The organism is Pseudoalteromonas sp. APC 3224, assembly GCF_030407535.1.
Classification (GTDB): domain Bacteria; phylum Pseudomonadota; class Gammaproteobacteria; order Enterobacterales; family Alteromonadaceae; genus Pseudoalteromonas.
In genome coordinates, this window is sequence record NZ_JASDDF010000014.1 from 38,576 (window position 1) to 63,486 (window position 24,911).

Consider the following 24,911-nt stretch of genomic DNA (forward strand, 5'->3'; position numbering starts at 1 on the left):
TATAAACTTAATCATAATTAAATTCCTAAATACATTCTTACTTCTGTATATGTAAGAAATCCAATTATCTTATAAGTTTATTTTATTGAGCATACACTTAAGTAATAACAGCAGATATTACTATTAATGCCCCACTAAACATCAACCAAAAAAAAGCAAAAACAAACCACTTTTGAATATGTTTAGGTATACTCTGCCTTTTTTCAAACATTCCGTAACGCTTAGCATGAAAGGACCAAATAAAAACCGTAGCGTATTGTAGAATTCCGCTAGCGGATAAAAAGATGTTAAGGCTATAAAACTTAACACCATCATCAAGAGTTTCTTCGAGTAATGGTAACCACTTAGTTTTTAAGTAAATAACCAAACCAATCCAAATAAAAACACCTATACAACCACCGAAAAAAAAGTATGCTGAAATGACTTGAATGGAAGATGGATCAATTAATTGCATTACTTTATACCATTCGCTTCATATAAAACTTCCCCTTTGGCCCCACCATACTCTCCACCATATTTTCCGCCAGCATAGCCACCACTGCCTCCCGCTACAACTGCACACCAAAAGAAACTTGTACCACTTGATGGTAAACCAAACACAATTGAGCAAGTTGCCCAAGTGGCGACTGCTCCACCTAGAATTCCGCCGCCTACTGCTCCAATAGCTTTGCCACTTTCAACATACTTAGCTTTAGAACAAGCTTGAGTATTACCTTCAGTGCAAGCTTTAACAATATTTGCGCTGGCCTCAACACCTGTTAACGCAATACCAACATAACCAACTCGTTTAAGGTTTTTTGCCATGTTTGCAACAGTTTTATAATTTTCTGCAAAATGCGGAATACTTTGTGCAACCCCACCTTGTGACTTCCAGTGATGGATCATACTTTTAGAACTCAATCCCAAGTTTTGACGAATATTGCCAGCAGCTAAACCACCTCCTAATGTGGGCTGAGCAAAGCGTCTAAGCGCTGTATCTAATCGAGTAAACATCAGTTTTCGCCTTTGTAAAAACTGTGAATTTTTTAAACTTCCATGGCGATTGTAACTATTTACATAAGCAGTCTCTAAATCAGTTAGAATAGTTTTGACTTGCGTAACATGGGTTGTCCATGAGTTATTAGCAACACCTAAAAGCATGCCATTATATTTTGCTACATTACTAAGCAACTCATAACGCTTAGCTAATATTTCACGCTCACGTTCATCTAATTCTCGTAGTTTTTTATCTACTTCATCAGCGTATTTCTGAAATTGTTGTTCAAATTCAGTACACTCTTGGCTATTTGTAGGAGATATAAGCACTATTTGGCCAGGCTTTGCAAAGCCCTCAACTAGGTGAGAATTTACAAATTTAAAATGAGTGAAAGTTTTTTCTGTAGGGGCATTGTAAAGGACGATGATAAGTGCATCGATGGTCATACGTTTTTCTACAACGTGAATTGCATAATCGTTGGGGGTAACAAAGCTATTTGTCATTTTTTATTCCTTTAATTTCATTCATCCGTGCATTAAGGCCGTTGAGCTTTACACATTTCTATTTTGAGGTCAAATATGTCAGTTTACAATACCCCATAAAAACCACGGTTATTTCCGTACCTCTTATTATTAGTGATTGAACAAACTTATATTGAAAAAAGGTAAATCAATATTGCCAGTTTGTCATTACGTGTATCCGATACAACACGCCCTTTTAATTCAAAAAGTCCAATGTAAGTTGTAAACTTTTAGGCTGCTTGCCTGTTGCTGCACTTTCTAATCGCTTTTTCACGCTGGTATGATTTGATTCTTCGGGGGTGCTGGCTATCTTTGCTCTAATTGGAATTAAATCTACATACGCCATGCAAGCAGCTAGTGGGGCTTCATCTAGCAAGGCTTTTGATTACTCTTTATCGAAGGGAAAGGCCTTTCCCACAAATTTATAGGGAATAAATTTGAATGCCGTTAGGCAGCCCGAAGGGTGAACGCCATGGATGGTAGCGAATAAAATCGACCAGTGCAGTTGTGTTCTTTATTTGCTTTGCGCGCAATACCTTCATTTAACAAGCGCATAAACCAACTGATGCTAGATAGCCGCTCCCGGTATTGTTTTACTGTTTGATTGAAAAAGATAAGCTCTGCTTTAGTGAGTTTTTCACCTTGCAGGTATTTTTGCGTTAATAACGTGTCTTTACACACTTTATGCCAACGAATAATAATGGCTTTGTAATTTAGCCTATTGGCCTTTTTATCATCTACATACAGTACTAAATGAGTGTACTTCAGGCATCCTGCCTTCCGCCTTCCGGGCCAGCTGCGCTGTTATAAAATGTTCCAACTTTTTGCTGATTACTCATCACAGCATAAGCACACACATCTATGCAAAATACTTTTACTAAGGCAAGTAGCCTATCTTCTACCCATCCTCTGCGGTGCTCATAAGACTGACCTGTAAAATGGTCTTCTCCGCATAAAAAGGCTCGGCATACACAACGTGAAATACAATGATAATATCGCGTATCAGCCAAACTAACCTGACGCTTTCTTGCAATTGCCATGATGGAACACCCTGCCTATTTATTCATACTGCCTAAAGCATAGTTTGAAACCGAAAGTACAAAATTAAAGGTGGGTGTCTTGTTTAGTTTCTGTTTAGATTTTTTCTTAACCAATGTGTCCATAAAGCAAACATTAAAAGCATCGAGTTTATGCCGATCATTATCCAAGGCCTCAACTCAAATGCAAAAACACTAATAACAAAAGGAATAAGAGGGATAGAGAAACCAATTGTTGTCAGTAATACCCCAGGATAAAAGAATAAGAATCCCCAGTTTGTCTTTAGATATAACCCTATGGCAGAAGTAAATAAAAGAATAATCCATATAATTATTAGCAAGTTATTTGCAAGCGTCAATCCAGCCGCCCCTATAATTGAAAACATTTCCCAATTAACGAGCAATGTAATAACGATCAGAAAAGAAATAACTCTTTGTCCATATTTGTATACTAAATATTGCATATCGACCTTACTACCTAAATTAAAATACAAAATTAAAGATGGGTGTCTTGTTTAGTTGTGTTAATTATTTTTTAGGTTTTCGTAAGTACGTATGCACGGGATATAACTAAAGGAAAAAAATCTTCTTTTAAAAGTACAGCCCATTGTCCATCACCAAAACGTTCAATACGATTCGCATTTGTTAATACATTACATAAGTTATCATGGGAAGCATTATCTATATTGGACATGATCTTTTTTACTTCACGTGGGTCATAATCAATTTTAAACCATGGGGGAGCACATAGAGCATTCATAAATTTAGAAATAACTTCAGGATATTTAGTGTAACCACCTAAGTATTCTATATCTAGTAACGCCTCCTTAGCCTGCCTATAGTCTTTTTCAAGTTTTTCCACATCACTTTTTGAAAACATACACCCTCCATGAACCACTAGACATAATAACTCACACACGGTGTTAGCTTAATTCAAACCCAGCACCTCTAACGTGAAACCCATCACTAAAAAATTAAGATGGGTGTAAGCTTTATTTTTATTGAACCAACAATGTACACAGTAAACCTAATATGCAATCCACAAACAATCACACTTATCAAAAAAATTTGATAAGTACGACAGAAACATGCCTTACTATTGCTTATTTTTAACCATAAGATAGTCAATAGTTGCAACACATATAGAAAAGTAAAGTACGCCAAGGTATTTCCACAATAAGTACTTTGCACTATCGAGTGAAAAAATATTAAAAGAAAATAAGCGACCGTCCTTTATAACAAAGACTAAGGCCAGAAAAAGTAAACATCTCATTATATTTAAATAAGTTAAACGGTTAAGTTTATCAAGAATGAAAATGATAGGAATACCAATTACCGTATTACCCATATATGCAATCACCCCCCCAAAAAAACAGATCATCTTATAAACTTCCCAGAGTCTACTTTAGGTGACTTCTAACTGTATAGAGAAAACACTAGCGAATAAAAATACAACGCCTAATGCCGGAAATATTATTAAAGGTGCGAATAGCAACATGCTTAAATATCTCAAAGCAACCTCCTTGCTATAAAAAAGCCGCAATAACGGCGTACAATATTAGATGGCTAAACATAGTGTGAGTGATTATATCAACGGATATTACAACAACGTTAGGCCACTACACTTTAACGCCGCATTAAGCGGAAAATTACTGTTGGCTAAAATGTTTGAGGCACGAAAAACAGCCAACTGTAAATTTTCCGTTTAAATGCCTTGTTAGGGAGTAACAACACTACCGCTATCAACAACCACTTTAAACAACTCGTTGAAATATTTATTTAGAAGCTTAGCTGTTTCTTTATTATTATTTTCTATCCTGTTTTGCCACTCACGCTTAGCCTTAGTAAGGCTAAAATTATAATGGGAATCAAATTCGGGATAATGTTCAGCAATAAGAGCCATCGAACTTGCATCTGATAAAGTTTCATCAGTATATCGTTTTCCATGAACGTGACCGCTTCGAGTATCAACAAGCCCTTTAAATGCACCTATTACGGTTTCAAAAAGAGGATCTATATGTTTTTGGGTTAGAACAGTACGCCCCATTTTATCGTGTATGCGTTTTATCTGAGTAGCATAGGTCTTCAAACGCTCTTTAAGAATATATACATCTTGTAAATATGTATTCACAACAAACTTAAGGTATTTCTCTTTTGATATTTTTTTACTTCTTGGAGAAGCAACACTCAAAAGTACAGATGAAAATTCTAGCGCATCAAAAGTATCTGTTATTTCAGTAAAACCAACAAAAATAATATTAAAAGCTTTTTGATCTTGTAAGGTAACGTCAGTTCCTTTACCTGCCTTTATATCACCTACATGAGGAGTTATGGTTTTACTCGCCCATTCAGCCATTACTTTTTGATAGCTATCAATATTGAGCATAGCTCTGATTTACTCCCTAACGCCTCATTAAGAGGAAATTTATAGTTGGCTAAAATGTTAAACGCAGTGAAAACAGCCAACTGTAAATTTTCCTGCTTTAATGACTTGTTATACGTAAATCCACTTGTAGATTGAAAAAGCAATAATTAGGGCTATTGATATTATTACATAAGAAATAGCGACCATAATTGCCAATGCTGTAAAGGGTTTTTTATCAATTTCTACAAACTTTAAAAGATAATTTTTTAGTAAATCTATTTGTAACGTTAACTTAAATAAACAATAAGAAAATATATGAAGCCATAGCCAAACTGAAGTTAATAAACTTGAATAAAACGATACACCTTCTGGAAATGCATAAACCACTTCTGTATACAATCCACCTTTAATATCATAATTTCCAGAGCCCTTTTCACTTAACATATCTGGAGTTAAATCATTTAAGGTTTGAAGTAATACCGGCATCTGATCTAATTGAATCCAGTAGGGAAATGAATCGGTAACCGATAACCAAGTTGGATTTATGACTACGTATTTAAAAGCTGTGATTCCGACATAAAAAAGTGTTGCTGCAATTATAAAGTCTATAGCCAATACAAATAAAAGCCCGAAGCCTCCTCTTGCTTTAGATTTACGAATAAATAACCTTGTTATTGAGACAGAAATAAAATCAATAACAAGGACTGCTAAAACTAACGGCAATGAACTTAAAAGAATAACTTTACTAAGATTTGCTTGTCCAATCCACGATGTATATGTCGGGAATAGAAACGTACAAATGATAAGAGTAATTGTCATCCATAGAAGACTTATAAAACATGATAACAAAAAAGCTCTTAAGCTAAATATTTTATCTCCAAATAAGTAATCAGATACCATCGTAAAAGTGATAAATGAATGACGGATAGTAGGTGTTGCTCGATAATTTTTTACTATATTTGTTAGTTTTACCTTCGATTGCTCATTTATTCCGCTTTCAGCTAAATGAGTAATATAATAAGCCATAACTACAACACTTCCCAAACCAAAAACTAATATGGTTGTAAAATCAAATACTGACAATTGACATCCTTGCTCTGAAGTTTAAATTACGTATAACGCCCACTTAAGCGGACAAAAATTGTTGGCTATAATGTGGAGCGAAGCGGAACTGAGCCAACTGTTTTTGTTGATCTTCACCCGATAAAGTGGACACCGTCCACGTTTCAATTAACTGCCAATTCAAACTCGGCAGGTGATTTATATCCTAAACTCGAATGCAATCTCTGTCTATTGTAAAAGTAATTTAGGTAAACCTTTAATTTTGATAATAGTTTACCGCTGCTATCAAATTTATTTCCTCGAATTAAATCTGCTTTAAGCGAATGAAAGAACGACTCGACTTCTGCGTTGTCAGTACAGCACCCAGGCCTATTCATACTGGCTTTGATGTTTTTTCTAGCCAAATACTTTTGTACAACGTGAGCACGGTATTCTGCGCCTCGGTCAGTGTGAAATAATACACTCTCTGTTGGCTGTCGTTTCTTTATCGCAAGCCTTAGCGCCTTTAACGTAAGGTCTGTTGTTTTGTTTTTACCAAACGCCCAGCCGATTACTCGACGTGAATATAAGTCGATAACCACAGCAAGGTAATGCCAACGAGCGCCGACTTTTAAATACGTAATATCGCCAGACCATTGCTGATTGATCCCCGTGGCCTTTTCACTATCTTTGCGTTTATTTTCTATCTCTTTATAAAAGAACTTAACCTTAGCCGGTTTACTGTAAGTCTTAAGGGCTCTGGCTCTTAAACCGTTTTCTCGCATTAAGCGGGCAACACGTTTTTGGCTTGTGTTCACACCTTCTTTTTTTAGCGCATGAAATACGCGTGGGCTACCATAGGTTTGATGATTTACATTGAAAACCTGCTTTATCTTCAACAACAAATTAGCATCTGACAGCGCTCTAGCTGACACTGTTCTGTCACGCCAAGCATAAAACCCACTACGCGAAACATTAAGCCAAGAACACAAGTATTTTACACCTAAGGCTTGTCCGAATTTTTGGATGAATCCAAATCGTTCTGATGTACTTCCGCCAGATACCGTTGCCACTTTTTTAGGAGGTCATTCTCCTGCTTAAGACGCTCATTTTCTTTCTTAAGCTTTTGAATGTTATCCAGCTCTTTTTTTGTTGGGAATTTACTCATTGTTTCATTGTTGCTTTGATAGCGCGGTACGTTTTTAAACTTACCTTCTCGATACTCTTTTCGCCAACGACTCAGCATTAACGGATGAATATCTAGCGCCTCGGCAACGTCCTTTGACATGACATCGTCTCGTAAGCTTAGTTCGACTGTTTTGATTTTAAAATTAACTGGGTAAAACCATGTCTTTCTAGGTTGGGTATATCTAGGCATTTTAGCCTCCTCAAAGTAATGAGGAGGTGTCCACTAAAACGGGTGAGGAGCAAAGTCCGTTTGAGCTTCTTGTTATGTGATTGTTTTGCACTAACTCAAGACCTCGGTAACTTGAACCTGATACGAATCATACCATTTAGTTTTACCAAGCTCTTGAGCAATTTTATGCTCTGGGTTTTGATGCCAGGCTTTTATATGTTCTAACGATGGCCAATAAGATATAGCTATTTCATCGTTACCTTCGGTGCATGCCGTGAATTCTATACAGCCGTATTCATTAATAGCCAAAGTGCGCATACGTTCAGCCATTTTTGAATATTGAGCATCTAATTCTTTGATTTTAGCTCTAAATATTACGGCATACATTGATGAGGTTTCCCCTTTAAACTACATAACAATTTAATATCGACCCTAAGGGTCGTTTTTTACCCAACATTGGATCTGTAGTATCTTATCTATATTAGTAACAAAATATCTTTTATTATTCTATATCAAATATATAACTAATTAACATTTTACTAGGAACCGACAAAAACAACCCATCGGGTCGATTTCTTGACTATAGGGGCACCCAAGCTATAACTGTATATGTATACAGTTATAGTTTTAGGGTATTTATGAAAACACAATCACCATTTTTGAATTACATTTCTGACTATATGTTAGTTAGACAATACTCACTTAGGACCATTAATACCTATTTAAAGTGGATTGCTTCTTATATTCATTTTCATAAAAAAAGACATCCTGCTTCAATGGGAAATAACGAAGTTGTCAGCTATTTGGACTACCTTGTGTTAGCAAAAAACGTAGCGCCTAAAACTCAAGCCACTGCTTTAAATGCATTAGTTTTTTTATGTAAACACATTATTAAAAACGAGTTATGTTTAGACTTAACTTTTATCAGAAGCAAGCGTCAGCCCAAGTTACCCATAGTGATGACGCCAGAAGAAGTTAAAGTGCTCATGTCGCATTTAAAGTAAACGTTACTATCTTATTGCTGGGCTAATGTACGGTAGTGGACTAAGAGTGATGGAGGCTGTTCAGCTAAGGGTTCAAGATATTGACTTTGATTATAAGAGTATTCGAATATGGAATGGTAAAGGCAATAAAAACAGGATTGTGACGCTTGCCACTGAGTTAATCCCTTTACTTAGAAATCAGATCGCACAGGTTTATGAATACTTACAATTAGACTCACACAATGAGCAATATGCTGGCGTTTGGATGCCTCATGCACTTGCAAAGAAATATCCAGCTGCTAATACGTCTTTAGGCTGGCAATATTTATTTCCGTCTCATCAATTAAGTACCGATCCTGAAACTGGAGAAATAAGACGGCACCATTTTCACCAAACAGGCGTTCGCAAGGCGATTAAAAAGGCTGTAAGAATGGCAAAGTTAACCAAACTTATCACGCCACATACTTTACGCCACTCCTTTGCAACTCATTTACTACAAAGCGGAGCTGACATAAGGACCGTACAATCTCAGTTGGGTCACTCGGACGTTAAAACAACACAAATTTATACGCATGTTTTACAACAAGGTGCTAATGGCGTAATTAGTCCTTTTTCTAGGTTATAAAGCTGGTTAGAAAAGTACAAATTGGTCCTTATCAAAAATAAACGCGCTAAAGCACGCCCTTGTATCTACAGGTGAGCAGAAACTTTAATCTCACAGCTCGCTAACTTGCTAACTGAACCCTGGTCAACAAAAAAAGCCGCTGTTTGTTAAAACAGCGGCTTTCTAAAGCTTATAGCTAAAAACTGACAGCTTACAGCTTACAGCTAGTACTTTAAGCTTTACCAATCACTTCAAGTCCACCCATGTATGGACGAAGTACTTGTGGTACTACTACAGAGCCATCAGCTTGTTGGTAGTTTTCTAGTATTGCTACAAGTGTACGGCCAACCGCTAAACCTGAGCCGTTTAGTGTGTGTAAAAGCTCTGGTTTTTTAGCGCCTTCACGACGAAAACGAGCTTGCATACGGCGTGCTTGAAAATCAACCATGTTTGAACAAGACGAAATTTCGCGGTACGTGTCTTGCGCTGGTAACCATACTTCTATATCGTAGGTTTTAGCTGCGCCGAAGCCCATATCGCCCATACATAAAATCACTTTACGGTATGGCAATTCAAGCGCTTGTAAAATTTGCTCTGCATGGCCTGTTAGCTCTTCAAGCGCTTGCATTGAATCTTCTGGTTTTACAAGCTGAACTAGTTCAACTTTATCAAACTGGTGCTGACGGATTAAACCGCGTGTATCGCGACCGTAGCTGCCTGCTTCACTTCTAAAACATGGCGTGTGCGCTGTTAAGCGAATTGGTAAATCGCTTTCTTCGTAAATTTCATCACGTGCGCTGTTTGTAAGCGGTACTTCTGCCGTAGGAATAAGGCTAAAGCCAGCTTGCTGCTCGCCATCATCGTTCACTAGGCCTAATGTGTGGAATAAATCACCCGCAAACTTAGGTAATTGGCTGGTGCCGTAAAGACTTGCACTATTAACTAAGTACGGTACATACATTTCTGTGTAGCCGTTTGTGTCTGTGTGGGTATCTAGCATGTATTGGGTAAGTGCTCGGTGCATACGTGCTACTTGGCCGCGCATTACGGTAAAACGTGCGCCACTAATTTTAACGCCCATTTCAAAGTCTAAGCCGTTTAGGTCTTGCCCTACATCAACATGGTCTTTAACTTCAAAATCGTAATTTTTAGGGGTGCCCCACGTTAAAATTTCTACATTGTCGTCTTCGTCAGCGCCCTCAGGAACCGACTCGTCAGGTAAGTTTGGAATTGCTAAGGCAATTTGTTTAATTGCTTCTAACACTTCATCTTGCTCAGCTTTAGCCGCATCTAATTCGCTGCCTAAGTTAGCAACTGCGTCTAGCAATGGCTGTGCGTCTTCGCCTTTTGCTTTTGCTTGACCAATGGCTTTCGCACTGGCGTTACGTTGACTTTGAAGTTCTTGCGTTTTTACTTGTAATGTTTTGCGTTTTTCTTCAAGTTCAGTCACTACCGCTACATCTAGTTCATAACCACGTGCGGCTAAACGTGCTGCAGTTTGTTCGACATCTTGACGTAAATATTTAGAATCTAACATGTTAGTTTTTTAACCTTTTTGCATTACTAGCTGAAGGCCCAGCCAAGCCATAAAAATACACACCATCACGTTTAAGATGATATTGAGGGCCATTTTAATAAAGTGACCTTGTTGTAATAACAACAACGAATCCATTGAGAATGTTGAAAAGGTGGTTAACGCACCTAAAAAGCCAATTCCGATGAGGGTTTTAGCGGGACTAACGGCAATAACTTGTTTATCTATTAAACCGTACAAAATGCCCATCAACAATGAACCCAGAATATTAACCGTCAACGTGCCAAAAGGGAATCCCCTACCGAGGAGTTTTAGCATGGTTTCGCTAATAAAAAACCGTAAACAGGCTCCTGAGGCTCCGCCAAGGGCTATCATCATGTAAAGTTTAATCATGCTCATAACGTTTTACTGGGCTTTGTGCGTCGCGCTCTTTTAAATAATCGAGCTTTTGTTTAATTTTTTGCTCAAGTCCACGATCACTTGGCTGGTAGTATTGTTTGCCATCCATTTCTGGCGGTAGGTATTTTTCGCCAGCAGCAAATGCGCCTTCTTCGTTATGCGCATATCGATACTCTGCGCCATAACCTAAGTCTTTCATTAAATTGGTGGGGGCATTGCGTAAATGCTCTGGCACTGGGTAGCTTGGCTGATTTTTAGCATCGTCTTTAGCTTGGTTAAACGCCATATAAACCGCATTACTTTTTGGTGCGCTGGCTAAATATAAGGTGGCCTGTGCAATTGCACGCTCGCCTTCACTGGGGCCAACACGTTGGAATATATCCCATGCGTTTAAAGCCACTTCCATAGCGCGTGGATCGGCGTTGCCAATGTCTTCGGTGGCAATTGCTAATAAGCGCCTTGCAACATACAGCGGGTCGCCGCCACCGGCTAAAATACGGCAGTACCAATAAAGCGCACCATCGGGTGAACTGCCTCGCACTGATTTATGAAACGCCGAAATTAAATCGTAAAATTCATCGCCGCCTTTATCGTATTTCGCTAAATGCGAAGGGAGTACTTGGCTGAGTACCTGTTCGTCAACATGAAATTGGCCGTTTTGCTCAGTGGTTAAATCGACTGCTTGCTCGAGTAAATTAAGCACTTTACGAGCATCGCCACCACTTGCTTGGCATAGCGCCTGTTTGGCGTTATCTGCAATCACGATGTGTTTTTGGCTTAATTGCTCATCTTGTTTAAGTGCACGCTCTATTACCGTGTATAAATCGCTTTCCTGCAAGGATTTTAAAACATACACCCTTGCACGAGACAAAATCGCATTATTAAGCGCAAACGAGGGGTTTTCGGTGGTCGCGCCTACAAATATAAAAGTGCCATCTTCAATATGCGGTAAAAACGCATCTTGCTGAGATTTATTAAAGCGATGCACTTCGTCAACAAACATTAGAGTACGCTGGCCGCGGCTTTGTAAGTTATCGCGCGCTTGGGTTACGCTATCGCGTATATCTTTTACGCCCGCCGTTACTGCCGACATTTGAATTAGTTCAGCGTCGGCATGGTTGGCAATAATTTGCGCCAGCGTAGTTTTACCTACCCCCGGCGGGCCCCATAAAATTAAACTATGGCAACGCCCTGCAACAATAGCTTGATGCAGCGGCTTGTCGCTACTTAGTAAATGCTGTTGCCCTATGTAATCGTTAAGCGATAAAGGGCGCATACGCGCAGCGAGTGGGCGTACATCGGGCCCAAAGTTAAAACCTAAATTACTCACCGTTACTCTGATCGTCTATTTCTACACCCGCTGGCGGGGTAAATTCAAAAGTTGTTTTATCAAGCTCAGTATTAACCTGTGCATTGCTAAATGTAAACGCAGATAGCTGGCCTGAGTTATCTTTAACTACCAGTTTTGCAAGCCCTTGCTCGTTATCAGCAAAAGTAATATCAAGCTGCTCTACTTGGCTTTCTACGCCTTTATTTGGGGTAATGCTAAAGCCTAAATCGGTGGCAAGCACGCTGTATTTTTCCCATTGCGCAGGGTCTTTAGAGGTGAGCAATATAAACGGTGTAGAGTCAATTAAACCGCTGGTTTTCATAATGGTTACTTGCTCAGCAAAGCTATCAAAGTAATAGGTTTTATCGCCGTTTGACACAAATAACGTGTCGTCTGGGTTAGTTTGCTGCCAGCGAATCATCAATGGCTGTTGCAGCGCAATATTGCCTTGGCCTTGCATTACCAGTTGGCCTTCACCGTCGGTTACGTTTTGTTTAAATTGTGCTTTAAAGCTTTTTAAGGTCGATAACTTATCTTGTAATGCTTGGCTGTCGTCAGCAAAACTTGGCATAGCAACTAAACTGCCCAATACCAATAATAAACTACTTAATTTTTTCATTAATTTGCTCCATTAGGTACTAATACATCGCGAGCGCCGTTATGTCCTGGTGCACTCACGATACCTGATGTTTCCATTTGTTCTACTAAACGTGCAGCACGGTTATAGCCTACACGTAATTTACGTTGCACTGATGATACCGATACTTTTCCGGTTTCTATTACAAAGGCGACCGCTTCGTCGTATAACGGATCTGACTCTTCATCGCCATTCTCGCTGGCTTCCCCTGGTAATAAAATATCTTCAGTGGCATCGCCATTTAAAATTTCGTCTATGTAATTTGGTTTAGCACGGGCTTTCCAATCGTTTACCACGGCATGTACTTCATGGTCGTCTACAAACGCGCCATGCACACGCTCTGGCACACTGGTGCCTGGCGGTAAATAAAGCATGTCACCCATGCCTAATAAGTTTTCTGCGCCTTGTTGATCAAGTATGGTGCGCGAATCTATTTTACTTGATACCTGAAACGCCATACGTGTAGGTATGTTCGCTTTTATTAAACCGGTTATTACATCAACCGACGGACGCTGCGTTGCCAAAATTAAATGAATACCCGCAGCACGCGCTTTTTGCGCTATACGGGCAATTAACTCTTCAACTTTTTTACCTACAATCATCATCATGTCGGCAAATTCGTCAATAACCACCACTATGCTAGGTAATTTATCTAGCTCATCTGGGCCCTCTTTCATGCCATCGGTGTCTTTAAATAATGGATCCATAATTGGGTAGCCCGCTTCTTTGGCTTCCACTACTTTTTGGTTGTACCCTTTTAAGTTACGCACCCCCAAAGCCGACATCAGCTTATAACGGCGTTCCATTTCACCTACACACCAACGCAGCGCGTTAGCGGCTTCTTTCATGTCGGTCACAACTTCACATAATAAATGAGGGATACCTTCGTAAACTGAAAGCTCAAGCATTTTCGGGTCAATCATGATCATACGAACATCTTCAGGGCCCGATTTATACAGTAAGCTTAATATCATTACATTAACGCCCACTGACTTACCTGAACCCGTTGTACCGGCCACTAATAAATGTGGCATTTTACCTAGGTCGGCACACACAGGTTGCCCTGCAATATCTTTACCAAGCACCATGGTTAATGGCGATGGGTTTTGCTCAAACTTAAGTGCGTTTATCACTTCTGATAAACGTACAATTTCACGGTATTTATTAGGCAGCTCAATACCGATATAGGTTTTACCTGGAATAACTTCAACCACTCTCACACTAATTGCCGATAGCGAGCGCGCTAAATCTTTTGACAGCCCAGTAATTTTAGACACCTTAATACCCGGTGCTAAATCAAGCTCAAAACGGGTAACAACAGGCCCAGGGTAAACTCCAACCACGGTTGCTTGCACGTTAAAATCGAGTAGTTTTGTTTCTACAAGGCGCGATACACTATCAAGTTCTTCTTGCGAAATTGGGTTTTTTGCTTTGTCGGGTCTGTCGAGTAAATCTAATGATGGCAATGGCCCCGGAGGTGGCTCTTGCTCTAATAATTGCTCAAACTTCTCTTTGGCAGTTGGCGGCGGTTGAAACCCTGATTTTGGCTTGTTAATTGGCCTTGCTGGTGAAACCACTGTTGTGGCTGGTTTTTCAGGTTCAACCACTGGGCTTTGATCAAGCGCATTAAGTGCTGCCTCTGTGTCCATAGGTTCATCGTCTATGGCGCTAAAGCTAATTTCTTGATCGAGTATTTGGTCGAGTTCGTCAAACGGCATAAACTCGTCGTCTTGAGGAGCATTAACCTTAGTTGCGGGTTTATCGATTGCTTTGGGTTTGTCTGCTGTTTTATTAGCAAGTTCAGGTTCTTGTTGGCGTGTATCATCTTCAAAATAGGCATCAGGTTGCTCGTCTTGTACTTTACCTGCAATGCGCTCACGTTGCATCCAACCTCGAGCATAGGTCACCAAAAAGCGGTATAATCGAACAATTAAATCACCTAAGTAATCAACAAATTGTACCCACGACACACCTGTTAATAGGGTTAACCCTGCAAAAAAGAAACACAGTAGTAAAATAGAGGTACCGGTAAAATTAAACGCAGGCATCATCGCCGATGCAATCACATCGCCCACTACCCCACCGGAGGAAAAATTATAAATATCATCAAAATTAATACTGCTAATAGCGGTGGCTGAGGTAATAAACAGCGCAAAACCAATAATGCGTAATCCAAGTGTGGTGTAATCGAGTTGTAAAATACGGTGTGGCTGCTTAAACACCAAGTAACCTAGCAGCTGAATAGCCGCTGGCACAAAATAGGCAAGCCAGCCAAAGGTAAGTAATAGTATGTCGGCCACCCACGCGCCCGCTGTACCCGTAATATTTTGTACATTGGTAAATTCACCCGTTTGCGACCAAGCAGGATCGGCTGGGTGAAAACTAATTAAAGCACATAAAATAAATACCGCTGCAAAGGTGCTGACGATGAGCCCCGTTTCTAATAGTCTTTGTACACCGTTTAGGCGCATAATTACCTATCCCTCATTATTATTTTTTACACTCACTTGGCAATAGAATACCTTAGCAGGAAATGTATTTTGATGCACTTTATCTTAACCATGATGGCCTGATTATGAACAAGTTTTTATTATTTAGTCGTACACTCATTAAAAAAGCAAAGTTGGTTGCAACAATAAAAGTATATTAAAGGCTGTTACTTTATCATTAAGCAACAAAAGGACGAATAACAACGCCTTCTTCACCTTTTACTTCTTCCATCACTACGTAGGTACGACTTTCACTCACATTGGGCAGCTTTAATAATATATCACCGAGTACGCCTCGGTATTCTGACATATCGTTAACCCGGGTTTTTAATAAAAAGTCGAAATTACCCGAAACCAAATGACATTCTATAATTTCCTCGTGCTTTCTAACAGCAGCACTAAACTCTTCAAACACGTCGGGCGATGTTTTAGTAATGGTTACTTCCACATACACAGAAAGCCCTTGACCAAGTTTGGCAGGATCCACCACTGCTTTGTAGCCTAAAATATACCCTTCTCGTTCAAGCTTTTTCACTCGCTCTAGACAGGGCGTGGCGCTTAGGCCAACTCGTCGGGCCAGTTCAACATTTGACAGGCGGCCATCAAGTTGTAATTCGACTAAAATTTTGCGATCAATACGGTCTAATAAGTTATGCATGGCTTTTTAGTTTTTTATTCTAATAAAATTAATTTTACAGATACTAACACTACAAAGAGCTTAAAAAAAGGTGAGACACACTACCCTAGCATGAATATAATAGTGGAAAATTTTTATCCCGTTCTAACAAGGCAAAATTATGATTATTGGTGTACCTAAAGAAATTAAAAACCACGAGTACCGTGTAGGTATGGTTCCTGCGAGTGTTCGCGAACTTGTAAATCACGGCCACCAAGTGATTGTTGAAACGAATGCTGGTATGGGCATTGGTTTTACAAATGATGATTATGTTCAAGCAGGCGCTGAAATTTTAGAAACAGCTGCTGACGTTTTTGCAAAAGCAGAAATGATCATCAAGGTAAAAGAGCCACAAGCTGTTGAGCGTGCAATGTTACGTGAAGACCAGATTCTTTTCACTTACCTTCACCTTGCACCGGATCTTCCACAAACTGAAGACCTTGTTAAAAGTAAAGCAATCTGTATTGCGTATGAAACAGTAACTGATTCACGCGGTGGTTTACCACTTTTAGCGCCAATGAGTGAAGTTGCTGGTCGTATGTCTATTCAAGCAGGTGCACAAGCGCTAGAAAAAGCTAACCACGGTCGTGGTATGTTACTAGGTGGTGTACCAGGTGTTGAGCCAGCTAAAGTAGTTGTTATTGGCGGCGGCATGGTTGGTCGTAGCGCTGCACAAATGGCCGTTGGCCTAGGTGCTGAGGTTGTAGTACTTGACCGCAACATCGACGTATTACGTGCACTAGACGCACAGTTTGGTAACAAAGTTAAAGCTATTTACTCAACAGCTGACGCGCTTGAGAAGCACGTACTTGAAGCTGACCTAGTAATTGGTGGTGTACTTATCCCAGGTGCTGCTGCACCTAAACTAGTAACTGCTGAACACATTAAAGCAATGAAGCCTGGCGCTGCAATTGTTGACGTTGCAATCGACCAAGGTGGTTGTATTGCTACGTCTAAAGCAACTACGCACGCTGATCCTACTTTCATCGTTGATGAAGTTGTTCACTACTGTGTTGCTAACATGCCAGGTGCTGTTCCACGTACATCTACGTTTGCACTTAACAATGCAACATTACCGTTTATCATTAACCTTGCAAACAAAGGTTACAAAAAGGCACTACTAGATGACGCTCACTTCTTAAAAGGCTTAAACGTACTTAAAGGCCAAGTAACTTACAAAGAAGTAGCTGAAGCGTTCAACATGGAATATGTTGACCCACGCACTGCAGTAGAAAACGCGTAACTATTATTGTTACCGTTTATACCTAAGTCATCATTAGGTATAAGCATTAAAAAAGCAGCTAATTAGCTGCTTTTTTTGTATCTACATTTTAGGGTCTGTGGTCAACAGACCCTAATGCTATATAAATCGTTTAATAATAAAGTCGACTTTTACACGCTTAGCTTGACCAAGCAGTTTTTTAACTGGCTGCGGGTAATCGCTCATGGTTTCTAAATCATCTGGACCGGTTAAACGACGACAATGTTTTAAAATTTCTTGGCGTTCATTATCAATATCGCGCATTATCGTTTGCTCAGGGTCTTCTATCAGAATACCATTTTCGATATCTAGCCCCCATGCACGCGGATTTAAATTATGCCCGCTAAGTAAATGCACTTTACGGTCACAACAAATCCCTTTTAAATGAAACGAGTTACTCTCGTGTTTCCACAGGTAAACGTTTAAGTTGCCATTATCTATGTGGCGTTTTTGCGATTTTACAAATTTATGCAAAATAGTTTCGTATAAATACGGTAATGCACCAATTTTACTAAACGGCTCGCTAGGTGGCAGGTAAAAATCGTTTGCAGTTTTATCGCCCACCACAATAGTGACTTGTTTACCTTGCTTTAATAAGCGACGCAAAGAGCGCATTAAAGGAGCCGGGAAATTAAAATACGGCGTGTATAACACCAACTCTTGCTCGGTAGTGTCAAACAGCGCTTTGATTAAGCGATTAAGTTCGTTATTACGACGGCCTAAACCCAAGAACAAACGAATGCCCATTGCATGAGTATTCAAGTTCTGCGCACTTTTATAGCTTGCCGATTTAAGCTCACGCATAAGTTGCTTTTGTTCAAGTTTAAAGTCAGCCATGCGTTTAAGCGGTCGTTGATCAATTCTTGGAACTGCTTCAGAGCTCAATAAGGTTGATTCGATAAAGTCGACTACTGAGTCACATAACTCGCTTTGCGAAACTAAAAAGTAGCGATCAAGTCGGTATCGGTCGCTATATTGCAAATACACATTGTTTAAACTGGCACCGCTATATAGTAGTGTGTCGTCAATAACAAAGCCTTTTAAATGCAACACCCCAAACAGTTCTTTGGCTTTTACAGGGACACCATACACTTGAACGTTTGAATTAAACTTCTCTAAGCTATCGCAATATAAACTTGCATTGCCCTCTGACTTTTCTGCGCCAATTAAACCGCGTTGCGCGCGATGAAAATCAACCAGTACTTTAATTTCAAGCGAAGGGTTAGCTAACGATGCACTGTGTAGTGCGGCTAAGATTTCACGACCCGCTTCATCATCTTGTAAGTAAAGTGTGGTGATATAAATTCGTTTTTTTGCGTTGGCAATTAAATCTAACAATTGCGTACGGTATTCTTGCGCATTGGTTAAGACGTTAACGTCTTTTGAAGTCAACCCAAATGCGGGTTTCTCTTGCCAAAATAACATAGTTGCCTATTCACTTAGGTCACATAATTAAGCAGTGACAAATCAAAATTAGTTAAAAGATAACAAAAAAAATCAGGCTGGTCATGAATTAACGTCGTTTTATTGGCTAACAGTCTATTTATTAGTCGAGCACTGCTTGTAAGTCATTTGCTAGTACACATTAATGAACAGCTTCGGAATTTGCGAAAAAAAATAATCTCATCTTTTATTTACTTCCTGCTTGTTTTTCTTAGAATCGGGCGCATTAAAACCGTATTAAACGTTTAGGAAAAGATCATGACTGAAGCAAAACATTGTAAGTTACTTATTTTAGGTTCGGGCCCTGCTGGCTACACAGCCGCAGTTTACGCTGCACGTGCTAATTTAAACCCTGTTTTAATTACAGGTATTCAACAAGGTGGCCAGCTAACAACCACTACTGAAGTTGAAAACTGGCCTGGCGATGCACACGGTTTAACCGGCCCTGCATTAATGGATCGTATGAAAGAGCATGCAGAACGCTTTGAAACTGAAATTGTGTTCGACCACATCAACAAAGTTGACGTATCTAAGCGCCCTTTCACACTAACTGGTGACCAAGGTACTTACACATGTGATGCTTTAATTATTGCAACCGGTGCCTCTGCGAAATATTTAGGCTTAGAGTCTGAGACTAATTTCCAAGGTCGTGGTGTTTCTGCTTGTGCAACCTGTGACGGGTTTTTCTATAAAGGCCAAAAAGTAGCGGTTGTTGGTGGTGGTAACACGGCTGTTGAAGAAGCGTTATACCTGTCTAACATTGCTGATGAAGTTCATGTTATCCACCGTCGTGATAGTTTCCGTAGTGAAAAAATTCTTGCAGACCGCCTTGCTGAAAAAGCTGCGAACGGTAATGTTGTAATGCACTACAACCGTACACTTGATGAAGTACTTGGTGACCAAATGGGCGTGACCGGCGTTCGCATTAAAGATGTGGCGTCAGATGCTACTGAAGAACTTGATTTAGCGGGTGTGTTTATTGCCATTGGCCATAAGCCAAACACCGATATGTTTGAAGGTCAGCTAGAAATGAAAGACGGCTACCTAGTGGTTGAATCTGGTCTTAACGGTAATGCAACCCAAACCAGTGTGCCAGGTGTATTTGCTGCTGGTGATGTATCTGACCATATTTACCGTCAAGCGATTACCTCTGCCGGTACTGGCTGTATGGCTGCACTTGATGCAGAACGCTTTTTAGATAATCTGTAATTTAGAATCTAAATTAAAAAAGGGCTGAATTTTCAGCCCTTTTTTATGCCCAAACATAACTGTACTCACACCAAAATTCATTGTACTTATAATTGAAATTAGTTTTATTTATACAATTAATGGCTTAGGTGCGATAGGATCTAAGGGTGAGCAACAAATACCGTCAAATTATATAAGTAAAACTAGCTATAATTATCGTCAGGAATAAAAGCTTTATTCATTTAGGCATTACTAGAAACTGTAAAATCAGTTAAAATGCTTAACTTCATATCAAGTAAATTACCGAGAGTTTTCTATGAGTTTGTATACAAAATATATGGAAGAAATCCAAACCCGTAAAACGGAGCTTGGATTAAGCCCACAACCAATCGATAGCGCTGAACTAGTATCAGAAATAATTAATCAAATTAAAGATACTAATAACGAGCACCGTAAAGATTCACTGCATTTCTTTATTTTTAATACTTTACCTGGAACAACCAGTGCTGCGGGCGTTAAAGCACAGTTTCTAAAAGAAATCATTTTAGGTGAAGAGCACGTTGCAGAGATCACTCCAGAATTTGCATTCGAACTACTTTCACACATGAAAGGCGGCCCATCGATTGAAATGCTAATTGATTTAGCCTTTGCTGATGACGCAAAAATCGCAGCACAAGCTGCAGAAGTACTGAAAACTCAGGTATTCTTATACGATGCAGATATGGAGCGCATTAAAGCGGCCTACGAATCAGGTAACCCAATTGCTAAAGAATTACTAGAGAGCTTCTCAAAAGCTGAATTCTTCACAAAACTACCTGACATCGAAGAAAAAATCGAAGTAGTAACTTACATTGCTGGTGAAGGCGACATCTCAACTGATTTACTGTCTCCAGGTAACCAAGCACACTCGCGTGCTGACCGTGAATTACACGGTAAGTGCATGATCACTGAAGAAGCACAACAAGAAATTGTTGCCCTTCAAAAGAAACACCCTAACGCTAAAGTAATGCTTATTGCTGAAAAAGGCACCATGGGCGTTGGTTCATCACGTATGTCTGGTGTGAATAACGTAGCACTTTGGGCTGGTAAACAAGCAAGTCCATACGTTCCTTTCATCAACATTGCACCTGTTGTTGCAGGTACTAACGGTATTGCACCAATCTTCTTAACAACGGTTGATGTAACTGGCGGTATTGGTCTTGACCTTAAAAACTGGGTTAAGAAAGTAGATGCAGACGGCAATACAGTAACTGATGCAAATGGTGACGCTGTGCTTGAAGAAGCCTACTCTGTTGCTACTGGTACTGTGCTAACAATCAATACTAAAGAGAAAAAGCTTTATAACGGTGATAAAGAGCTTGTTGATATTTCATCAGCATTCACACCGCAAAAAGTTGAATTCATGAGAGCCGGTGGTTCTTACGCCGTTGTATTCGGTAAAAAACTACAAACGTTTGCTGCTGAAACTCTTGGCATTGAAACGCCGCTTGTTTATGCACCTTCAAAAGAAATTTCACACGAAGGCCAAGGCTTAACAGCGGTTGAAAAAATCTTTAACCGTAACGCGGTAGGTGTACTATCAGATACGCCACTTCACGCTGGCTCAAATGTTCGTGTTAAAGTGAACATCGTTGGTTCGCAAGATACAACCGGTCCAATGACAGCGCAAGAATTAGAAGCCATGGCTGCTTCAACGATTTCACCTCTTGTTGATGGTGCCTATCAATCTGGTTGTCATACAGCATCAGTATGGGATAGCAAAGCACAAGCAAACATTCCTAAACTAATGGCGTTTATGAATAAGTTTGGTTTGATCACTGCACGTGACCCGAAAGGCGTTTACCATGCAATGACTGACGTTATTCACAAAGTATTGAACGACATTACAATTGATGATCGCGCTATCATCATTGGTGGTGACTCGCATACACGTATGTCTAAAGGCGTTGCCTTTGGTGCCGATTCAGGTACTGTTGCTGTTGCACTTGCAACCGGTGAATCTGCGATGCCGATTCCTGATTCAGTTAAAGTAACGTTTAAAGGCAAAATGGCTAAGCATATGGATTTCCGCGATGTTGTACATGCAACACAAGCGCAAATGCTTAAGCAATTTGGTGGCGAAAACGTGTTCCAAGGTCGTATCATTGAAGTTCATATTGGTACCCTAATGGCTGACCAAGCGTTTACTTTCACTGACTGGACTGCAGAAATGAAAGCGAAAGCGTCAATCTGTATTTCAAATGATGAAACGTTAATTAAGTCAATTGAACTTGCTAAGTCACGTATCCAAATCATGATCAACAAAGGTATGGAAAACGAAGCACAAACGCTACAAGGTCTAATCGACTTAGCCGACAAGCGTATTGCAGGTATTCAATCTGGTGAAGAGCCAGCACTTTCTCCAGACGACAACGCTAAATACCACGCAGAAGTTGTAGTTGATTTGGACCAAATCGTTGAACCAATGATTGCCGATCCAGACGTAAATAACGATGATGTTTCTAAGCGTTATACTCACGATGTGATCCGCCCTGTTTCTTTTTACAACGACAAGCCTGTTGATTTAGGTTTTGTGGGTTCGTGTATGGTTCACAAAGGCGATATGAAAATTATTGCTCACATGCTACGTAACCTTGAGAAGAAAAACGGTTCTATCTCATTCAATGCGCCATTAGTTGTTGCGCCACCAACATACAACATTGTTGATGAGCTTAAAGCGGAAGGCGATTGGGATATTCTTGCTAAATACGCAGGTTTTGAATTTGACGATGCAAAACCAAAAACGGCTGCACGTACCAAGTATGAAAATATTTTATACCTAGAACGTCCTGGTTGTAACCTATGTATGGGTAACCAAGAAAAAGCAGAACCAGGTGATACTGTTATCGCAACATCAACACGTCTTTTCCAAGGCCGTGTAGTAGCCGATACATCTGAGAAAAAAGGTGAATCACTACTAGGTTCTACGCCAGTTGTAGTTCTATCTTCTGTTCTTGGTCGTTTCCCGACTATGGAAGAGTACAAGTCTGCGGTTGAAGGTATTGACCTTACATCGTTTACACCTGTTGAAGAAGCAATGACAACTAAGTTCAACGCAGGTGAAGCTGTACCAGTAAAAGTGGTTAGCTAATTCGATTAGTTTACCATTTAATTAAGCGCGTTTTTTAACGCGCTTTTTTTATGCCTCAAATTTACCTAACAGCAATGTAAGCCCTGCTCAACCCTATAGAGAACACAACAATTTGTGGTTTGTGATTTTAAAGCAACAGGTTACACTTTGTCTTGACCATGCAGTTATTCAATCGGTGTTATGACTAAACAACTTTATCAACTCGCTCAAAGCCACTTTGCTTTTCCTGATCCCAGCCATGCATTAGATGATCCAGATGGTTTGCTTGCCATTGGTGGATGTTTATCGTTAACGCGGTTAAAAAATGCTTATTTATCTGGTATTTTTCCGTGGTTTAGTGAGCACGAGCCAATTATGTGGTGGTCACCCAGTGAACGCGGTATTGTTGAGCTTGATGACTTTCATGTTAGTAAAAGCTTGCGAAAACATTTAAAAAAGCACCCGGTCACCGTAACTATTAACCATGCTTTTGAAGAAGTGATAGAAGCGTGCCGCGATCAACGCATTGATACCGATGGCACTTGGATAACCCCGCAAATGCAACAGGCGTACATTAATGCCCATCATAATGGCTTAGCTCATAGTTTAGAGGTATGGCGCGAGGGAGAGCTTGTAGGCGGCTTATATGGGATTATGCAAACAGGTGTTTTTTGTGGTGAATCAATGTTTCATCATCAAACAAATTGCTCCAAACTAGCTATGTGGGCGCTAGTTAATTGGCTTAAACGCCATAATGCGCATTTTATTGATTGCCAATTAGAAAATCCTTATTTAATGTCGTTAGGTGCCAGCGTGGTTTCGCGTGAAGAATTTTTAACTAAACTTAATAAAGCACAGTGTTACACCCCAGCTGCCAGCATGTGGCAGCCACAGGAGCTAATCGCGATATATGAATGAACAACTTCCAGCTCGTATAGGCCTAAGCCAACCGTTTGAATGCAGTTATTTACCTGATCGCCAAGAGCAACTGCTGGTGATACTCGACCCAAGTTGTTATAGCAGCAACAAGTTTGAGTCGTTATTAGGATTAGGCTTTCGTCGCAGTGGTAACCAAATTTACCGTCCACACTGCCCTATTTGCAGCGCGTGTAGTTCTGTGCGCGTTTTAGCTGATGAATTTATGCCGACAAAATCGCAAAAACGTAAACTTAACAAAGCAAAAAACCGCTTTGAGGTAAAATATTCTCAAGTTGAACGCGAACAATACTATCCACTTTACAGTAAATACATTAGCTTGCGCCACCAAGACGGTTCTATGTATCCACCTGATAAATCACAATTTCAAAGCTTTTTGTTTTGTAGCTGGTTAACCATCACCTTTATAGAGCTTTGGGATCAAGAAAACTTAGTGGCCGTTGCTGTAACTGATTGTATGGACAACGCTATTTCGGCTATTTATACATTTTTTGACCCTGACTACGAACACTTTAGTTTAGGCACTGTAATGATATTACAGCAGCTTAAATTTGCTAAACAGCAGCGCAAACAGTTTGTTTATTTAGGCTATCAAATAGATGAATGCGACAAAATGAAGTATAAAACCCAGTTTTTACCCGCCCAAAAACAGCTCAATGACCAGTGGGTGGCTATTTAATTTACAAAAATAGCCCCTGCGCCTTTACTTATTGGCGTATTTTGGGCAAAATCTGCAGCGTTTAACTATTAAAGAGGTGTTACGCTAAACATGGCGAAAGAAGACGTAATCGAAATGCAAGGGACAGTCCTTGATACTTTACCAAATACAATGTTCCGAGTTGAGCTAGAAAATGGTCACGTAGTTGTGGCTCATATTTCAGGTAAAATGCGCAAAAACTATATCCGTATTTTAACCGGCGATAAAGTAACGGTAGAAATGACTCCTTACGATTTATCGAAAGGTCGTATCGTATTCCGTGCTCGCTAAGTAAGTGCGTAAACGAGATTTAGTTTTTGGCTAGTGA

The 24,911-nt window shown here is 39.8% G+C and carries 20 protein-coding genes and 3 pseudogenes; 7 read left to right on the forward strand and 16 right to left on the reverse strand.

The genetic code is table 11. From position 1 onward, the window contains the following. Window positions 1-97 precede the first annotated feature (97 nt). The 9 genes and pseudogenes from QL989_RS08915 to QL989_RS08955 all read right to left on the reverse strand — a co-directional run bounded on the left by QL989_RS08915 (window position 98) and on the right by QL989_RS08955 (window position 7,684). Window positions 98-454 (reverse strand): hypothetical protein, encoded by a 357-nt coding sequence (locus tag QL989_RS08915; RefSeq protein ID WP_178955971.1) that lies wholly within the window; start codon window positions 452-454, stop codon window positions 98-100. After that, window positions 454-1,479 (reverse strand): hypothetical protein, encoded by a 1,026-nt coding sequence (locus QL989_RS08920; protein WP_290169845.1) that lies wholly within the window; start codon window positions 1,477-1,479, stop codon window positions 454-456. The genes QL989_RS08915 and QL989_RS08920 overlap by 1 nt, the downstream gene beginning before the upstream one ends. A gap of 241 nt (window positions 1,480-1,720) precedes the next feature. After that, window positions 1,721-1,882: pseudogene (locus QL989_RS08925) on the reverse strand (transposase); the annotation flags it as partial. Between the two features lie 101 nt (window positions 1,883-1,983). Continuing rightward, window positions 1,984-2,537, reverse strand: a pseudogene (locus QL989_RS08930) (hypothetical protein); the annotation flags it as partial. Window positions 2,538-3,069: 532 nt separating this feature from the next. Then, window positions 3,070-3,414, reverse strand: a complete 345-nt coding sequence (locus tag QL989_RS08935; protein WP_290169847.1) for a DUF6508 domain-containing protein — start codon at window positions 3,412-3,414, stop codon at window positions 3,070-3,072. Window positions 3,415-4,251: 837 nt separating this feature from the next. Continuing rightward, a complete protein-coding gene (locus QL989_RS08940) occupies window positions 4,252-4,920 on the reverse strand; it encodes a hypothetical protein (RefSeq protein WP_290169850.1) in 669 nt (222 codons plus the stop codon). Between the two features lie 108 nt (window positions 4,921-5,028). After that, a complete protein-coding gene (locus tag QL989_RS08945) occupies window positions 5,029-5,982 on the reverse strand; it encodes a hypothetical protein (RefSeq protein ID WP_109874718.1) in 954 nt (317 codons plus the stop codon). Between the two features lie 143 nt (window positions 5,983-6,125). Next, window positions 6,126-7,318, reverse strand: a protein-coding gene (locus QL989_RS08950) for an IS3 family transposase (RefSeq protein ID WP_290169855.1) whose coding sequence is annotated in 2 segments (ribosomal slippage) — window positions 6,126-7,010 and window positions 7,013-7,318 — 1,191 coding nt in all. Because the reading frame shifts where the segments join, the coding sequence is not laid out codon by codon here. Between the two features lie 90 nt (window positions 7,319-7,408). Continuing rightward, complete coding sequence (locus tag QL989_RS08955; protein ID WP_290169858.1) at window positions 7,409-7,684, reverse strand: antibiotic biosynthesis monooxygenase; 276 nt, start codon at window positions 7,682-7,684, stop codon at window positions 7,409-7,411. A gap of 251 nt (window positions 7,685-7,935) precedes the next feature. Here QL989_RS08955 and QL989_RS08960 point away from each other — a divergent pair. Next, window positions 7,936-8,905: pseudogene (locus QL989_RS08960) on the forward strand (integron integrase). Between the two features lie 211 nt (window positions 8,906-9,116). Here the strand turns inward: QL989_RS08960 and serS are convergent. The 6 genes from serS to lrp all read right to left on the reverse strand — a co-directional run bounded on the left by serS (window position 9,117) and on the right by lrp (window position 15,931). Beyond that, window positions 9,117-10,421, reverse strand: a complete 1,305-nt coding sequence (gene serS / locus QL989_RS08965) for a serine--tRNA ligase (RefSeq protein WP_290169862.1) — start codon at window positions 10,419-10,421, stop codon at window positions 9,117-9,119. Between the two features lie 9 nt (window positions 10,422-10,430). Then, window positions 10,431-10,811: a fluoride efflux transporter CrcB gene (crcB, locus tag QL989_RS08970; RefSeq protein WP_010389726.1), complete on the reverse strand. Its 381-nt coding sequence runs from the start codon at window positions 10,809-10,811 to the stop codon at window positions 10,431-10,433. Further along, complete coding sequence (locus tag QL989_RS08975) at window positions 10,804-12,147, reverse strand: replication-associated recombination protein A (protein ID WP_178955863.1); 1,344 nt, start codon at window positions 12,145-12,147, stop codon at window positions 10,804-10,806. The genes crcB and QL989_RS08975 overlap by 8 nt, the downstream gene beginning before the upstream one ends. Then, window positions 12,140-12,766, reverse strand: coding sequence for an outer membrane lipoprotein chaperone LolA (gene lolA / locus QL989_RS08980; RefSeq protein WP_055011834.1), 627 nt, complete (start codon window positions 12,764-12,766; stop codon window positions 12,140-12,142). Before lolA ends, QL989_RS08975 begins: the two co-directional genes overlap by 8 nt. Next, window positions 12,766-15,255: a DNA translocase FtsK 4TM domain-containing protein gene (locus QL989_RS08985; protein ID WP_290169868.1), complete on the reverse strand. Its 2,490-nt coding sequence runs from the start codon at window positions 15,253-15,255 to the stop codon at window positions 12,766-12,768. The genes lolA and QL989_RS08985 overlap by 1 nt, the downstream gene beginning before the upstream one ends. Before the next feature lie 196 nt (window positions 15,256-15,451). Further along, window positions 15,452-15,931: a leucine-responsive transcriptional regulator Lrp gene (lrp, locus tag QL989_RS08990; RefSeq protein WP_008110073.1), complete on the reverse strand. Its 480-nt coding sequence runs from the start codon at window positions 15,929-15,931 to the stop codon at window positions 15,452-15,454. Between the two features lie 139 nt (window positions 15,932-16,070). On the opposite strand from lrp, the gene ald reads away from it, so the two are divergent. Continuing rightward, complete coding sequence (ald, locus tag QL989_RS08995) at window positions 16,071-17,192, forward strand: alanine dehydrogenase (RefSeq protein WP_054200757.1); 1,122 nt, start codon at window positions 16,071-16,073, stop codon at window positions 17,190-17,192. 117 nt (window positions 17,193-17,309) lie between these two features. On the opposite strand, the gene pssA is transcribed toward ald, so the two are convergent. Beyond that, window positions 17,310-18,635, reverse strand: coding sequence for a CDP-diacylglycerol--serine O-phosphatidyltransferase (gene pssA, locus QL989_RS09000; protein WP_008110076.1), 1,326 nt, complete (start codon window positions 18,633-18,635; stop codon window positions 17,310-17,312). A gap of 276 nt (window positions 18,636-18,911) precedes the next feature. Here pssA and trxB point away from each other — a divergent pair, with 276 nt between their 5' ends. The 5 genes from trxB (at window position 18,912) to infA (ending at window position 24,874) form a co-directional block, all read left to right on the forward strand. Further along, a complete protein-coding gene (trxB, locus tag QL989_RS09005) occupies window positions 18,912-19,862 on the forward strand; it encodes a thioredoxin-disulfide reductase (protein WP_008110078.1) in 951 nt (316 codons plus the stop codon). A 295-nt stretch (window positions 19,863-20,157) separates the two neighbouring features. Then, complete coding sequence (locus QL989_RS09010) at window positions 20,158-22,971, forward strand: bifunctional aconitate hydratase 2/2-methylisocitrate dehydratase (protein ID WP_290169874.1); 2,814 nt, start codon at window positions 20,158-20,160, stop codon at window positions 22,969-22,971. A gap of 180 nt (window positions 22,972-23,151) precedes the next feature. Further along, complete coding sequence (aat, locus tag QL989_RS09015) at window positions 23,152-23,868, forward strand: leucyl/phenylalanyl-tRNA--protein transferase (RefSeq protein WP_290169876.1); 717 nt, start codon at window positions 23,152-23,154, stop codon at window positions 23,866-23,868. Continuing rightward, window positions 23,861-24,565, forward strand: coding sequence for an arginyltransferase (locus tag QL989_RS09020; RefSeq protein WP_290169879.1), 705 nt, complete (start codon window positions 23,861-23,863; stop codon window positions 24,563-24,565). Before aat ends, QL989_RS09020 begins: the two co-directional genes overlap by 8 nt. A 90-nt stretch (window positions 24,566-24,655) precedes the next feature. Beyond that, window positions 24,656-24,874: a translation initiation factor IF-1 gene (infA, locus tag QL989_RS09025; RefSeq protein ID WP_002962494.1), complete on the forward strand. Its 219-nt coding sequence runs from the start codon at window positions 24,656-24,658 to the stop codon at window positions 24,872-24,874. Window positions 24,875-24,911: the final 37 nt, after the last annotated feature.

Excerpts from the sequence above, each read along its gene's own strand:
- QL989_RS08915 (WP_178955971.1), bottom strand. The coding sequence starts at position 454 with ATGCAATTAATTGATCCATCTTCCATTCAAGTCATTTCAGCATACTTT.
- QL989_RS08920 (WP_290169845.1), bottom strand. The coding sequence starts at position 1,479 with ATGACAAATAGCTTTGTTACCCCCAACGATTATGCAATTCACGTTGTA.
- QL989_RS08935 (WP_290169847.1), bottom strand. The coding sequence starts at position 3,414 with ATGTTTTCAAAAAGTGATGTGGAAAAACTTGAAAAAGACTATAGGCAG.
- QL989_RS08940 (WP_290169850.1), bottom strand. The coding sequence starts at position 4,920 with ATGCTCAATATTGATAGCTATCAAAAAGTAATGGCTGAATGGGCGAGT.
- QL989_RS08955 (WP_290169858.1), bottom strand. The coding sequence starts at position 7,684 with ATGTATGCCGTAATATTTAGAGCTAAAATCAAAGAATTAGATGCTCAA.
- serS (WP_290169862.1), bottom strand. The coding sequence starts at position 10,421 with ATGTTAGATTCTAAATATTTACGTCAAGATGTCGAACAAACTGCAGCA.
- crcB (WP_010389726.1), bottom strand. The coding sequence starts at position 10,811 with ATGATTAAACTTTACATGATGATAGCCCTTGGCGGAGCCTCAGGAGCC.
- lolA (WP_055011834.1), bottom strand. The coding sequence starts at position 12,766 with ATGAAAAAATTAAGTAGTTTATTATTGGTATTGGGCAGTTTAGTTGCT.
- QL989_RS08985 (WP_290169868.1), bottom strand. The coding sequence starts at position 15,255 with ATGCGCCTAAACGGTGTACAAAGACTATTAGAAACGGGGCTCATCGTC.
- lrp (WP_008110073.1), bottom strand. The coding sequence starts at position 15,931 with ATGCATAACTTATTAGACCGTATTGATCGCAAAATTTTAGTCGAATTA.
- ald (WP_054200757.1), top strand. The coding sequence starts at position 16,071 with ATGATTATTGGTGTACCTAAAGAAATTAAAAACCACGAGTACCGTGTA.
- pssA (WP_008110076.1), bottom strand. The coding sequence starts at position 18,635 with ATGTTATTTTGGCAAGAGAAACCCGCATTTGGGTTGACTTCAAAAGAC.
- trxB (WP_008110078.1), top strand. The coding sequence starts at position 18,912 with ATGACTGAAGCAAAACATTGTAAGTTACTTATTTTAGGTTCGGGCCCT.
- QL989_RS09010 (WP_290169874.1), top strand. The coding sequence starts at position 20,158 with ATGAGTTTGTATACAAAATATATGGAAGAAATCCAAACCCGTAAAACG.
- aat (WP_290169876.1), top strand. The coding sequence starts at position 23,152 with ATGACTAAACAACTTTATCAACTCGCTCAAAGCCACTTTGCTTTTCCT.
- QL989_RS09020 (WP_290169879.1), top strand. The coding sequence starts at position 23,861 with ATGAATGAACAACTTCCAGCTCGTATAGGCCTAAGCCAACCGTTTGAA.
- infA (WP_002962494.1), top strand. The coding sequence starts at position 24,656 with ATGGCGAAAGAAGACGTAATCGAAATGCAAGGGACAGTCCTTGATACT.